Annotated in this window: 10 protein-coding genes; 7 read left to right on the top strand and 3 right to left on the bottom strand. The window is 69.7% G+C overall.

Annotation, left to right across the window (positions count from 1 at the left end):
- A complete protein-coding gene (locus A5707_RS22310) occupies nt 1-768 on the bottom strand; it encodes an alpha/beta fold hydrolase (protein ID WP_065016602.1) in 768 nt (255 codons plus the stop codon).
- Nucleotides 769-896: 128 nt separating this feature from the next.
- Between A5707_RS22310 and A5707_RS22305 the strand changes: the two genes are divergently transcribed.
- The 4 genes from A5707_RS22305 to A5707_RS22290 all read left to right on the top strand — a co-directional run bounded on the left by A5707_RS22305 (nt 897) and on the right by A5707_RS22290 (nt 9,198).
- The gene (locus tag A5707_RS22305; RefSeq protein WP_065016601.1) at nt 897-2,006 is read left to right on the top strand and encodes a hypothetical protein; all 1,110 of its coding nucleotides are present in this window, start codon (nt 897-899) and stop codon (nt 2,004-2,006) included.
- A 41-nt stretch (nt 2,007-2,047) separates the two neighbouring features.
- Nucleotides 2,048-2,737: a hypothetical protein gene (locus tag A5707_RS22300; protein WP_065016600.1), complete on the top strand. Its 690-nt coding sequence runs from the start codon at nt 2,048-2,050 to the stop codon at nt 2,735-2,737.
- Between the two features lie 87 nt (nt 2,738-2,824).
- On the top strand, nt 2,825-5,962 hold the full coding sequence (locus tag A5707_RS22295; RefSeq protein WP_065016599.1) for an ATP-dependent helicase: 3,138 nt from the start codon (nt 2,825-2,827) through the stop codon (nt 5,960-5,962).
- A complete protein-coding gene (locus tag A5707_RS22290; RefSeq protein ID WP_065016598.1) occupies nt 5,959-9,198 on the top strand; it encodes an ATP-dependent helicase in 3,240 nt (1,079 codons plus the stop codon). Before A5707_RS22295 ends, A5707_RS22290 begins: the two co-directional genes overlap by 4 nt.
- On the opposite strand, the gene A5707_RS22285 is transcribed toward A5707_RS22290, so the two are convergent.
- Nucleotides 9,195-9,578 carry a hypothetical protein gene (locus tag A5707_RS22285; RefSeq protein WP_065016597.1) on the bottom strand — a complete coding sequence of 128 codons (384 nt, stop codon included), beginning with the start codon at nt 9,576-9,578 and terminating at the stop codon, nt 9,195-9,197. The genes A5707_RS22290 and A5707_RS22285 overlap by 4 nt on opposite strands.
- Before the next feature lie 39 nt (nt 9,579-9,617).
- Between A5707_RS22285 and A5707_RS22280 the strand changes: the two genes are divergently transcribed.
- Together A5707_RS22280 and nudC are read left to right on the top strand one after the other, a co-directional pair.
- Nucleotides 9,618-10,688 (top strand): potassium channel family protein, encoded by a 1,071-nt coding sequence (locus A5707_RS22280; RefSeq protein WP_065016596.1) that lies wholly within the window; start codon nt 9,618-9,620, stop codon nt 10,686-10,688.
- A gap of 5 nt (nt 10,689-10,693) precedes the next feature.
- Nucleotides 10,694-11,617, top strand: a complete 924-nt coding sequence (gene nudC, locus A5707_RS22275) for an NAD(+) diphosphatase (protein WP_065016595.1) — start codon at nt 10,694-10,696, stop codon at nt 11,615-11,617.
- 1 nt (nt 11,618) lies between these two features.
- Here nudC and mrx1 read toward each other — a convergent pair whose 3' ends face one another.
- Nucleotides 11,619-11,873: a mycoredoxin Mrx1 gene (mrx1, locus tag A5707_RS22270; RefSeq protein WP_065016594.1), complete on the bottom strand. Its 255-nt coding sequence runs from the start codon at nt 11,871-11,873 to the stop codon at nt 11,619-11,621.
- Nucleotides 11,874-11,961: 88 nt separating this feature from the next.
- Between mrx1 and A5707_RS22265 the strand changes: the two genes are divergently transcribed.
- A complete protein-coding gene (locus tag A5707_RS22265; RefSeq protein WP_197495406.1) occupies nt 11,962-14,133 on the top strand; it encodes an ATP-dependent DNA helicase UvrD2 in 2,172 nt (723 codons plus the stop codon).
- The last annotated feature ends 31 nt before the right edge of the window (nt 14,134-14,164 follow it).

The raw sequence follows: 14,164 nt of genomic DNA, 5'->3' as shown, positions 1-14,164 counted from the left end.
TCAGCGCATCCGCTCGCGGATCAGCGCGGCCACCTCGGCGGGCTTGGCTTGGGCCACCATGTGGTCGCATTCGAATTCCAGCAGCTGAAAATCGGATCCCAGCCGCTCACGCATGCCGGCGACCAGACCGTCGTCGACATACGGCGGCGACGTCCACAGCGCCCGAACCACCGTCGTGGCAATTCCTTTCGGCGGCAACACCACATCGCGGGCCAACTCGCTCCAGTACGACATCATCGCCGGCACGCTGATCCGCCAGCCGTAGCGCCCGCCGGGCAGCGCCACCAGATGTTCGTCGAGTTCGGCGTCGAGCACGGCGGGGTCGACGTCGGCCCATGCGCCGGTAGCCTTCTCGGCGCGGGCTTCCACGGCGTCCGGGTAGTCGGGGGAGGCCAGCATCGCGTCGGCGATCTCACGCATCCAGGCGCCGTCCAGCCCAATCGCGGGATCAAGCAGCACCAGCGCGGCCACTCGATCGGGATGGGTGGCAGCCAGGTGCAGCGCGACAGCGCCGCCGAACGAATGCCCGACCACGACCGCTGGACCTTCGAGCAGCGCGGCCAGCGCCGCGACATTGGCGTCGATCGTCCACGGCGCGGACCACGACGACCTGCCGTGGCCGAGCAGATCGGGGGCGGCCACACTGACCTCGGGCAGGTAGTCGGTTGCCAACCGTTGCCAGCGCTGCCCATGCCCGGTCAAACCGTGGATAGCCAACAACCGCACCGGCCCCGGGGGGCCGTAGCGGTGCACATGAAGCTTGCTCACGCGTCGTATGGTGCCAGCCGCCTGCAACGCCGCCGGTGCCGCTGCTGCCGAAAATGTGTCAATAGCCGGGCTAGCTGCGCAGTAAGGTTTGACGGTATATCCGGGCACGCTGGGGAAGGGATCGTGTCATGGGGATCGAGGCCGACAACAGCCCCTACGGGTCGCAGACGTTGCTGGGCCCGGGCTGGCCGAACATCGACGAGGACGTGCTGGCGGCGGCCGCCGCGGAGTTCGAACAGCTGGCGATGCACCTGACCGGGGTGGTGGTGCCCCAGCAGCAGGGACAGATGATGCAGATCCAGGGCATTTGGACGGGTGCCGCGGCCACTGCGGCGCTTGGTGAGGCCAGCACGATCATCAACGGTCATGAAATCAACGCCGCCGAGGCGTCGGCCATCGCGCTCAAGCTACGGGCCATGGAGGCGTCGGTCGTCAAAGCAAAAGGGCTGGCCAACGCCACCGCACAGCTGACCCAACGCACCTGCGAGATGATCGAAGGACTGCCGCTGCCGGGGGAGGACAAAGAAGCTCTGCTGCAAAGCCAGATCAGGCTGGGCCAGTCGCAGAACATGGCCGACGTGATGACGGGCACGACCGAACTCGCGGGCAACCTGGGTACGCCGGCGGTGAACCCCGCGGCGATACCCATCCCGCCCGGCGGGGCGACCGGTGCAGGACAGGCCGGCAAGGAATCGCAAGACGGCGCGCAGATGGTGAGCCAAATGGTCTCCCAGGTCGGCCAGCTTCCCCAGCAGCTGGGCAAGATGACTGGCGGCGGTCAAGGGCTGCAGCAGTTGACCCAGCCTTTGCAGCAGATTTCGTCGATGTTCGGTCAACTCGGCAAAGGCGGTGCCGGCGGGGCAGATACGTCACCGTTTGCCGCGTTTTCCAACCATCCGGCTGCCGGCGGCTCCGGTGCGACCTCGGGTGCCGGGCTGATGCGGGGCGGCGGAGTACCCGGCTCCGGCGGTAGCCCGCCGCGCACCCCGCTGATGGCCAAACTGGTCGACAAGCACACCACCACCGTGGCTCCCACCGCAGTGGAGGAGGGCGCTGCCGCAGGCAGCACCGTCGTCAGCGGCGCGGCACCGGTGGGCGCCGGCGGCGGCATGGGCGGCATGGGTGGCATGGGCATGATGGGCCACCGCGGGGAAAGCGGCGGCACCCGGGCGGGGATGGCGGTTCCCACGCCCCTCGATCACGACCTCACCGAAGGCGAGGACGACGATGATTGGTGATCGTTCGCGCCGCGGCAACCGACAACAGGAGATAACGACTGATGAGTGAGGGCGTAGAACACCACGGACGGCCCACCTGGCAGCCAGGCCAGGTCCAACTGCCGCAGATGCCGATGGTGACGCCTGGCGAAGACCCGATGAGCGCGACGATCGCCTCGGTCTTGCCGACGCTGTCCGTTCCGCTACACGCGAATGTTGCGGCGCTGCAAGGCAAAGAGGCCATGTTCGACGGCAAACTCGGCGCCTCGAGCGCGGCATATCAGGGCGCTGACGAGTCGGGTCAGCAGGGCGTGATGCAGATCGTCCAAACGCTGGGCCAAATGGGCAGCCAGGCCGGCGAGATGGCCGGGGCGCCCGGTCAGATGGCGGGTCAGTTCGGCGGCAGCTTCACGTCACTGATGCAACCGATGATGCAGGCATTTCAGGGCGCTGGCCACGGCGGACAGGGTCACGGCGGGCAAGGGCAGCCCGCGGGCGGACCGGGATCTCAAGGCGCCGCCGGAGGCGTCGGCCAAGGCCCCGCTGGGATGGGCAGCGCGCAGCAGCAGCGAGACGACCAACCTCCCCCCCAGCCTCAGCCGGAAACCCAGCAGAGCACCGAGCGCGAGGACACGGGAGCTGCGGCCGGGCCGCAAGCCGGCAGCGACACCCGGCACGACGCGGGCTCACCACCGGTGCTGCCCGAATACCCCCGCCACAGCGGCGATGAGGATCTCGGCCGCCGGATGTGATGCCGGTGCGCGCTATGCAGCGGCGCTAGCCAAGCAGCGGTAATCGGCTCGCACCGACTTGTCGGACCTTCGTGATGTCATGCCGCTATGGCACATCGATGGGGTCCCGAGGCTCAGTCCGTGCTGGATCCCGGCCTGCGCGGTCAGCTGCGGATCGTCGGCGGTCCGGGAACCGGTAAGAGCAGCTTGCTGATCGACGCGGCGGCAGCCCGTATCGCTGCGGGCGCCGACCCGGAATCGGTTCTGTTGCTGACGGGTTCGGGGCGGATCGCGACGCAGACACGCAGCGCGTTGATGACCCGGTTGTTGCGTGCGCGGGCCGACGGCGCGGGCCGCACGGTAATCCGCGAGCCGCTGGTACGCACCGTGCACAGCTACGCCTTCGCGGTGCTGCGGCTGGCCGCGCAGCGCGCCGGCGCTCCGCCACCGCGACTGGTCACCAGCGCCGAACAGGACAGCATCATCGCCGAACTGCTGGCCGGTGACCTCCACGACGGTCCGGCGGCAGCGGTGGCCTGGCCCACGCAACTGCAACCGGCGTTGGCTACCGCCGGATTCGCCGCGGAGTTGCGGGATCTGTTGGCGCGCTGCGCGGAACGCGGCGTGGACACTCGGGAACTGGAGCGGCTCGGCCGGCTGCACGGCCATCCCGAATGGGTGGCGGCAGGACAGTTCGCGCGTCAGTACGAGCAGGTGATGCTGCTGCGTGGGGCGGTCGGCACGGCAGCCCCTCAGGCGACGACGCCGGCCGTGGGAGCCGCCGAACTGGTCGGGGCGGCTTTGGAGGCATTTGCCGTCGATCCGGAGTTGTTGGCCGCAGAGCGCGCAAGGATTCAGATCCTGCTGGTGGACGACGCCCAGCAACTCGACCCGCAGGCCGCTCGCATGGTGCGCGTGCTGGCGGCCGGCGCTGAGGTGGCGCTGATTGCCGGTGATCCCAGCCAGGCCGTGTTCGGTTTCCGCGGCGCCGAGCCGACCCTGCTGTTGGGCGGCGATCGCGCACCCGAGCGCGGCGCCGCTGCGTCGACGGTGACGCTCACGGCGTCACACCGCTGCCCGCCGGCCGTGGCGCGCGCAGTCTCGGGTATCTCGCGCCGGCTCGTCGGAGGCAACGAAATCACCGGGGCCGGAAGCGGTTCCGGTTCGGTGGCGGCACGTCTGGCGGCCTCACCACACGCGGAAGCAGAGGTGATCGCCGATGCCATACGGCGCGCGCACCTCATCGACGGGGTGCCGTGGTCGCAGATGGCGGTCATTGTCAGGTCAGTGCCGCGTGCCGGTGCCGGGTTGTCGCAGGCCCTGATGCGGGCCGGCGTCCCGGTGGCCATGCCCAGCGCCGGCGGATCGCTGTGGCAGCAGCCCGCGACGCGAGCGCTGCTGACCGTACTGGCCGCAACAGCCGACGGCCTGGACGGCGAGCGGGCGCTGGCCTTGCTGACCGGTCCCGTCGGCAGGGTGGACCCGGTGACTCTGCGCCAACTGCGCCGTACATTGCGCCGCACCGCAGGTGACCAGGAGTTCGCCGACGTGTTGGTAGCAGCGTTGAGCGGCGAGCCGATTCGGCTGCCCACCGCGCAGGCCCGCCCGGTACGACGGATGCGGGCGGTGCTAGACGCTGCCGCGCGCTGCCAGCGGGACGGGCAGGATCCCCGTTACACGCTGTGGGCGGCGTGGCAGCGCTCGGGTCTGCAGCGCCGCTGGCTTACGGCGTGCGAACGCGGTGGCCCGGGCGGCGCTCAGGCAAATCGCGACCTGGACGCCGTCACAGCGCTTTTCGACATCACCGAGCAATACGTGTCACGTACCGTGGGCGCCTCACTGCGCGGCCTGCTCGACCACGTCGGCGCGCTGCAACTGCCTCCGGTCAGCCCCGAGCCGGGCATGACCGAAGCCGTCAGCGTGCTCAGCGCACACGCCGCGCTCGGGCACCAGTGGGACCTCGTGGTCATCGCCGGTCTGCAGGAAGGACTGTGGCCCAACACCATTCCCCGCGGCGGGGTGCTGAGCACCCAGCGGCTGCTCGATGTCCTCGATGGCGTCAGCGAAAACACGTCGATGCGGGCCCCGCTGCTGGCCGACGAGCGGCGGCTGCTGATCGCAGCCATGGGCCGGGCCAGCCGACAACTCCTGGTGACCGCCGTCGACGGCGAGGCCGACGGCGGCGGCGAGACCACGCTGCCGTCGCCGTTCTTTTTCGAAATCGCGTCATGGGCCAGCGACGGACCCGACCCCGATACCGCGCTGCCGCCGGTGGCCGCCCCGCGGACGCTGTCGGCCACGGCGGTAGTAGGCCGGCTGCGGGCTGTCGTCTGCGCTCCGCACGGCGCGGTGAGTGACGAGAAACGCGCCGGGGCGGCAACGCAATTGGCCCGCCTGGCCAACGCCGGGGTGCCCGGTGCGGACCCGGCCAGCTGGTATGGGATCGCGCCGGTCAGCACCGCCGAGCCGCTGTGGAGCGGTGACGATCACGTCGTCACACTGACCCCGTCGAGCTTGCAGACGCTGACCGACTGTCCGCTGCGCTGGCTGGCCGAACGCCATGGCGGCACCGATCCGCGAGATCTGCGCTCCACCATCGGGTCCTTAGTGCATGCGCTGATCGCCGACGCGGAGAGCAACGAGACGCAGCTGCTGGCCGCGCTGGACCGGGCCTGGGAGCAGCTGCCGTTCGACTCACGGTGGTACGGCGCCAACGAGCTGGCCCGCCACCGCGCGATGCTGGAGGCTTTTCTCCAGTGGCGGGCTCAGACACGACGCGAGCTGACCGAGGTCGGCCGCGAGGTCGAGGTCGACGGGATGCTTGCCGGCACCGGTGTCCGGCTGCGGGGACGGGTCGACCGGGTCGAGCGCGACGGCGCCGGCCGGCTGGTGATCGTCGACGTCAAAACCGGCAAGACGCCGGCCAGCAAGGACGATGCGCAGCGGCACGCCCAGCTGGCCATGTACCAGCTGGCCGTCGCCGAAGGCCTACTACCTGACGGCGACGAGCCCGGCGGCGCCCGGTTGGTGTATCCGGGCAGGGCCGGCGCGGGGGGCGCCGCCGAACGCGAGCAGGACCCGTTGACGCCGGCTGCTCGTGACGACTGGCGCAACCTGGTTCAGCAGGCGGCCGCGGCCACCGCCGGACCGCAGTTCGTCGCCCGCGTCAACGACGGCTGCACCCATTGCCCCATCCGGCCGAGTTGCCCGGCCCACACCGGCGGCGCGGGGGAGGGCCGGTCATGACGCCGCGCTACACCCCCGCTGAATTAGCCAGCGCCTTAGGGCTTTTCGAACCGACTGCCGAGCAGGCCGCGGTGATCGCCGCCCCGCCGGGGCCGCTGGTGGTCATCGCGGGCGCCGGTGCCGGAAAAACCGAGACGATGGCCGCCCGGGTGGTGTGGCTGGTCGCCAACGGCTACGCCGACCCCAGCCAGGTGCTGGGGTTGACGTTCACCCGCAAGGCCGCCGGACAGCTGCTGCGCCGGGTGCGTTCCCGGGTGACCCGGCTGGCCGGCACCGGCCTGATCGCCCACACCGCCGAACCGGTCGGCACCGCCGCCGTCAGCACCTACCACGCCTTCGCCGGCCAGTTGCTGCGCGATCACGGTCTGTTGCTGGGCATCGAGCCGCAGACCCGGCTGCTCGGCGAGACCGAACTTTGGCAGCTGGCCTTCGACGTGGTCAACGGCTACCGCGGCGAGCTGCACACCGATAAGAGTCCTACTGCGGTGACCTCGATGGTGCTGCGGCTGTCCGGCCAGCTTGCCGAACACCTCGTCGACACCGCACAACTCCGCGACACCCACGTCGAACTGGAGCGGTTGGTGCACACGTTGCCGGCTGGCCCCTACCAGCGTGACCGCGGCCCCAGCCAATGGCTGTTGCGGATGTTGGCCACCCAGACCGAGCGCGCCGAGTTGGTACCGCTGATCGAGGCTCTGCATCAACGGATGCGGGCGGAGAAGGTGATCGACTTCGGGATGCAGATGGCGTTGGCCGCGCGGCTGGTGTCCGCCTTCGGCGAAGTCGGCGAGCAGCTGCGGAGCCGCTATCGGGTGGTGTTGCTCGACGAATACCAGGACACCGGCCACGCGCAACGCGTCGTGCTGTCGTCGTTGTTCGGCGGCGGGGTCGACGGCGAGTTGGCGCTGACCGCAGTCGGTGATCCCATCCAGTCGATCTACGGCTGGCGCGGCGCCTCGGCCACCAACCTGCCCCGGTTCACCACCGACTTCCCGCGTCCCGACGGCACCGCGGCGCCGGTGCTGGAGCTGCGAACCAGCTGGCGCAATCCGCCACGCGCGCTGCGGGTGGCGAACGCGATATCGGCAGAAGCACGGCGACGGTCGGTGGCGGTGCACGCACTGCGTTCGCGGCCGAACGCCGAGCCCGGCACCGTCCGCTGCGCACTACTGGCTGATGTGTGCGCCGAACGCGAATGGGTCGCCGATCACCTGCAGCAGCACTTCCAACGCGCCCACGCCGCGGGCGTCGCACCGCCCACCACCGCAGTGCTCGTGCGCCGTAATGCCGACGCCGCGCCAATGGCTGATGTGTTGCGGGCCCGCGGAATACCGGTGGAGGTGGTCGGGCTGGCCGGGCTGCTGTCCATCCCTGAGGTCGCCGACGTGGTGGCGATGCTGCGGCTGGCCGCCGACCCGACTGCGGGGACGGCCGCGCTGCGGGTGCTGACCGGTCCGCGCTGGCGGCTTGGTGCCCGTGACGTCGCGGCGTTGTGGCGGCGCGCTGTCGCTCTCGAAGACGGTGCAGGCCAAATGGTTTCAGCCCGGCAGATCGCCGCTGCCGCCGCAGCTGACACCGATAGCGCGGGTCTGGCCGACGCCATCGACGACCCGGGACCCGCGGTGGCGTATTCGACGGCCGGGTATCGGCGTATCGGGGCGCTCGCCGAGGAGCTGTCCACGCTGCGCGGACATCTCGATCACCCACTGCCTGACCTGGTGGCCGAGGTGCGCCGGATGCTGGGGGTCGATTGTGAGGTCCGCGCCGCTGCGCCGGCAGGCTGGACGGGCACCGAGCACCTCGACGCCTTCGCTGACGAGGTCGCCGCCTACGCCGAGCGGGCCGGCACCGCCGCCAAGGCATCGGTCCTGGGCCTGCTGGCTTATCTGGATGCGGCTGCCGTCGTCGAAAGCGGGTTGCCGCCGGCGCAAATCACCGTCGCTCAGAACCGGGTTCAGATACTGACAGTGCACGCGGCAAAAGGCCTGGAATGGCAGGTGGTGGCTGTGCCGCACCTGTCGGCAGGCGTGTTCCCGTCCACCGGCTCCGCCCGCACCTGGCTTACCGACGCTGCCGATCTGCCCCCGCTGCTGCGCGGCGACAGTGCCTCGACGTGCCCGCACGGCGTGCCGGTGCTGGACACCTCTGATATCACCAACCGCAAACAGCTGTCCGACAAGATCTCTGCGCATCGCCGCCAGCTCGACCAGCGGCGTCTCGACGAGGATCGTCGGCTGCTGTACGTGGCCGTCACCCGCGCCGAGGAGACCCTGCTGCTGTCGGGCCACCATTGGGGCGCCACCGGGATCAAGCCGCGCGGCCCGTCGGATTTCCTCTGCGAGGTCAAAGATGTCATCGAGCGGTCGGCCCGCGACGGCGAGCCGTGCGGTGTCGTCGAACACTGGGCGCCGTCACCGGCTGATGGAGAACGAAACCCTTTGCGCGACAACGTTGTCGAGGAGATCTGGCCGGTCGATCCGCTGGGCGCCCGCCGCGCCGACGTCGAGCGTGGCGCAGCGTTGGTGGCTGCGGCGATGTCGGCAGAGGCGCCGCCCGCCAACGCCGGAGACGAGTGGGCCGCCGATGTGGATGCGCTGTTGGCCGAGCGGGACCGCGCCGCAGCACCAGCTCAACCGCCCAACCTGCCCAGCCAGCTGTCGGTTAGCGGGTTGGTGGATCTTGCCCGTGATCCCGACGGCGCGGCGCAGCGCCTGACGCGCCGGCTGCCTACCCGTCCGGAACCGCATGCCCTGCTGGGCAATGCGTTTCATGACTGGGTGCAGCGGTTCTACGGTGCCGAGCGGTTGTTCGACCTCGGCGATTTGCCCGGCGCGGCTGACGCCGACACCGCCCGGGGTGACGCCGAGGAATTGGCCGCCCTACAGGCGTCCTTCCTCGCCTCACCGTGGGCGGCCCGCACACCGGTTGCCGCCGAGGTGCCGTTCGAGATGGCTATCGGCGACACCGTGGTGCGCGGCCGCATCGACGCGGTGTTCGCCGATCCGGACGGCGGAACCACGGTGGTGGACTGGAAGACCGGTGAGGCGCCGGACAGTCCGGAGGCCGCTCGGCAAGCCGCTGTTCAACTCGGTGTCTACCGATTGGCCTGGGCGGCATTGACCGGTTGCCCGGAATCGTTGGTGCGCACCGCTTTTCACTACGTGCGCACCGGGGCCACCGTTACGCCCGAGGTGCTGCCAGAACCCGAAGAGCTGGCCGCACTGGTGGCCGGTTAAGCCGTGCGCCTGATTTTGAGCGCCATGGTGACCATCGGGATCTGCAGTGGCAGCCGCGCTAGGGCCACCAGCCGCATCGGCCAGGGCTTGTCCCACCACAGCCGGACCATGTTCAGGTTGCCTGGGAAGACCCCGAGGAAAAGCGCGACCGCGGCCAGCGCGCCGAGTCGGCGGGTGCTGCGGACCAGCAGCAGTGCGCCGGTGACCACTTCGGCAACGCCGGATGCGTAGGTGTAGAAGCGCTGACTTCCCGGCAGTTCCACGGGAACAATGTCGTCGAACGGCTTCGGAACGACAAAGTGGGTGATGCCCATGCCGATCAGCAGCGTTCCCATCCGGTATGCGGGTGCCTGGCTGGCTATTGGTGTGGTGGGTGCCATGGTTACATTGTGTCGTGCGCCAGCCGATGACAGCTAGCCGTGGCCAGAGGTAGCTGGCGGCGGCACGGCAGTCTCGACGAGACGCTGACCGCCCAGCGAGGCTATGACCTGGTCCGCGTGCTGCGCATCCCCGAGGGGCGCTCCAACCCCGCGCGGACCGTGTACCGCCGGGTGCTTATCGCGCTGGCTGCGTTGTTGGCTGGGGCCTTTTTCGTCTACATCGATCGCGGCGGCTACCAGGACGTGCGGGGTGAGCCGCTGACGTTCCTGGACTGCCTCTACTACTCCGCGGTGACGTTGTCGACCACTGGGTACGGCGACATCACCCCGATCTCCGAATACGCGCGCCTGATCAATGTTTTGGTGATCACCCCGCTGCGGATCGCGTTCCTGATCCTTTTGGTCGGGACGACGATCGAGGCGTTCACCGAAACGTCGCGACAGGTGCTGAAGATCCAGCGGTGGAGGAAACGAGTGCGCAACCACACCATCGTCACCGGCTACGGCACCAAGGGCAAAACGGCGGTGGCCGCGATGCGCGGCGACGGGATCGCTGCGGGCGACATCGTGGTCGTCGACCCCGACCAGGCCGCGCTCGACCGCGCGGCGGGTGAGGGCCTGGTGACCGTGCGCGGCGATGCCACCAAATCCGATTTTCTGCGGCTCGCCGGCGCTCAGCACGCTGCCTCGATCGTGGTGGCCACCGGCCGCGACGACACCGCGGTGCTGGTCACGCTGACTGCCCGGGAAATCGCGCCGACGGCCAAGATCGTGGCGTCGATCCAGGAAGCCGAAAACCAGCACCTGCTGCGGCAGTCGGGCGCCGACTCGGTGGTGGTGTCTTCGGAGACCGCGGGCCGGCTGCTTGGCATCGCCACCACCACGCCCAGCGTGGTGGAGATGATCGAGGACCTGCTGACCCCCGAGGCCGGGTTCGCGATCGCCGAACGGGAGGTGGAGCAGGGCGAGGTCGGTGGTGCGCCCCGGCATTTGCGCGACATCGTGCTGGGCGTGGTCCGCGACGGCCAGCTGTTACGGGTGGGCACACCCGAGGTCGACGCGGTCGAGGCCAGCGACCGGCTGCTCTATGTCCGCAGCGTGGGGAAATAGCCTAAGTGGACTTTCAGCTGCAGAGTGTTCCGTTGCTGTCGCGGATCGGCGCCGACCGCGCCGACCAGTTGCGCACCGACGTCGAGGCGGCCGCCGCGGGATGGCCCGACGCGGCGCTGCTGCGGGTGGATTCCCGCAACCAGGTGTTGGTCGCCGACGGTCGGGTGGTGCTGGGAACTGCGGGCACGCTGGCCGACAAACCGCCGCCGGACGCGGTGTTTCTGGGCCGGATCGACGGCGGACGCCACGTATGGGCTGTGCGCGGCCCACTGGAAGCCCCCGATGATCCCGAGACACAAGCCGAGGTGGCGGATCTACGCCGCGCGGGCGAACTGTTCGACGACATCAGCGCGCAGCTGGTGTCCTCGGCCCTGGCGCTGCTGAATTGGCATGACGGCGCCCGGTATTCCGCCGTGGACGGCTCGCCGACGCGGCCGGCGAGGGCTGGTTGGGCACGGGTCAACCCGCTAACCGGCCACGAGGAATTCCCGCGAATCGACCCGGCGGTGATTTGCCTGGTCCACGACGGTGGCGACCGCGCCGTGCTGGCCCGCCAAACGGTGTGGCCTCAGCGGCTGTTCTCGCTGCTGGCCGGCTTCGTCGAGGCCGGCGAGTCGTTCGAAGTTTGCGTGGCCCGGGAGATCCGGGAGGAAATCGGTCTGACCGTGCGCGATGTGCGGTATCTGGGCAGCCAGCCTTGGCCGTTCCCACGCTCGCTGATGGTCGGCTTTCACGCGCTCGCCGATCCGGATCAGCCGTTCTCGTTCAACGACGGAGAAATCGCCGAGGCGGCCTGGTTCACCCGCGACGAAGTGCGCGCAGCGCTGGCGGTCGGCGACTGGAGCAGCCGATCGGACGCCAAACTTCTTCTGCCCGGCTCGGTTTCCATCGCCCGGGTGATCATCGAATCCTGGGCCGCGGCGGGCTGAGTTACCCGGCCAGCTCGGCGAGCTTCGCCTTGACCTCGTTTGCGCCCGGGTTGGTCAGTGTCGACCCGTCGGCGAAGCGCAGCGTGGGCACGGTCCGGTTGCCGCCGTTGACCGAGCCGACGAACTCCGCGGCCGCGGCGTCCTGCTCGATGTCGATCTCGTCGTAACCGATCCCGGCGGCCTTCAACACCGTCTTGAGCCGATGGCAATAGCCGCACCAGGGCGTCGTGTACATGGTTAGCGAAGCGTTGGTCATAAGTCGTTAAACATAATCGGCGCCCGCCGTATTGCCTCGGCGTGGCGATCCGCGGGGTTTGTCGGCCGGCGCTGCCAAGATGGACGCCATGCCGGTGATCGCAGACGCTTTGCTTGCCGATCTCGACGACGAGCAGCGCGAGGCTGTGTTGGCGCCGCGTGGCCCGGTCTGCGTGCTGGCCGGCGCCGGAACCGGCAAAACCCGCACCATCACCCACCGCATCGCCCAACTCGTCGCCGCCGAACACGTCTCTGCCGGACAGGTGCTGGCGGTGACGTTCACCCAGCGCGCGGCCGGCGAGATGCGCGGCCGGCTCCGCGGGCTTGCCGCCGCCGCCCAGAGTGGGCCCGGCGTGAGCGCAGTGCAGGCGCTGACCTTCCACGCGGCCGCGCACCGCCAGCTGCGCTACTTCTGGCCGCGGGTGGTCGGCGATACCGGCTGGCAGCTGCTGGACAGCAAATTCGCCATCGTCGCGCGCGCGGCGACCAGCGCCGGGCTGCAGGTGAGCACCGACGACGTGCGGGACCTGGCCGGCGAAATCGAGTGGGCCAAGGCGTCGCTGATCTCCCCGGAGCAGTATCCGGAGGTGGTGGGCGCGGAAGGCCGCGACATACCGCTGGACGCGGCGCGGGTCGCCGCCGTGTACGCCGGCTACGAGGCGCTCAAGGCCCGCGGTGACGGCGTGGCCCTGCTCGATTTTGACGACTTGTTGCTGCACACCGCGGCCGCGATCGAAAACGACGCCGCAGTGGCCGAGGAGTTCCGCGAACGGTACCGCTGCTTTGTCGTCGACGAATACCAGGACGTCACGCCGTTGCAGCAGCGGGTGCTTTCGGCGTGGCTGGGCGAGCGCGATGACCTGACCGTCGTCGGCGACGCCAACCAGACCATCTACTCGTTCACCGGGGCCTCCCCGCGATACCTGCTGGACTTCTCCCGACGGTTCCCCGACGCCACGGTGGTGCGCCTGGAACGCGACTACCGGTCCACCCCGCAGGTGGTGTCGCTGGCCAACCGGGTGATCGCCGCCGCCCGCGGCCGGGTCGCCGGCAGCAAGCTGCACCTGGTCGGCCAGCGTGACCCGGGCCCGGAGCCGTCGTTTGCCGAATATTCCGACGAAGTCGCCGAGGCCGCTGCAGTGGCCAAGTCGATCACCCGGCTCATCGCCGCCGGCACCGCGCCGGCCGAGATCGCGGTGCTCTACCGGATCAACGCCCAGTCCGAGGTCTACGAGGAGGCGCTGACCGAAGCCAACATTCCCTACCAGGTGCGCGGCGGCGAGGGATTCTTCAGCCGCCAAGAGATCCGGCAAGCCCTGCTGGTGATCCAGCGAGCGGCCGCCCGCGGTGCTGACGGGTCACAACCCGATGTGCTGCTGCCCGATGGCGGCGACCCGCTGCGCCCGGCTCCGCCGCGCTTGCGATCGCCGCTGCCCGACGTGGTGCGGGAGCTGCTCGAGCCGCTCGGACTGACCGCGCAACCACCGACCGGTACCCGGGCGCGGGAACGCTGGGAGGCGCTGACGGCGTTGGCCGAGTTGGTCGATGAGGAGGCGGCGCACCGGCCGCAGCTGGACCTGCCCGGTCTGGTGGCCGAGCTTCGACTACGCGCCGACGCCCGCCACCCGCCGGTGGTCCAAGGCGTCACGTTGGCGTCGCTGCATGCTGCCAAGGGCCTGGAGTGGGACGCGGTCTTTCTGGTCGGGCTGGCCGATGGCACGCTGCCAATCTCACACGCGCTGGCGCACGGCCCCGACAGCGAACCCGTGGAGGAGGAACGCCGACTGTTCTACGTCGGCGTCACCCGAGCGCGGATCCATTTGGCGCTCAGCTGGGCCTTGTCCCGAACGCCGGGTGGGCGGGGTGGCCGTAAGCCGTCGCGGTTCCTCAGCGGCATCGCCCCGCAGACCCGGCCGGATTCCGCGCCCAGTAAGCCGCGGCGCAACCGGGGGACCGCGTCGCGCTGCCGAGTCTGCAACAACCTGCTCACTACGCCTGCGGCCATCATGTTGCGCCGCTGCGAAACCTGCGCCGCCGATATCGACGACGCGCTGTTGCTGCGGCTCAAGGACTGGCGGCTGCGCACGGCCAAGGAGCTCAACGTGCCTGCCTATGTCGTGTTCACCGACAACACGCTGATCGCCATTGCCGAGATGCTGCCGAGCGACGACGCGGCGCTGGTCGCGATACCGGGTATCGGTGCCCGCAAGTTGGAACAGTTCGGGCCCGACGTGCTGGAACTGGTGCGCAGTCGCCACTAAAACCCGAGGTCAGAAAATCGGTTGCCCCGTT

The sequence above is a fragment of the Mycobacterium kyorinense genome, assembly GCF_001672775.1.
Classification (GTDB): Bacteria; Actinomycetota; Actinomycetes; order Mycobacteriales; family Mycobacteriaceae; genus Mycobacterium; species Mycobacterium kyorinense_A.
Note: the sequence above shows the minus strand (reverse complement) of the source record. Positions and strands in the feature narration are given on the sequence as shown.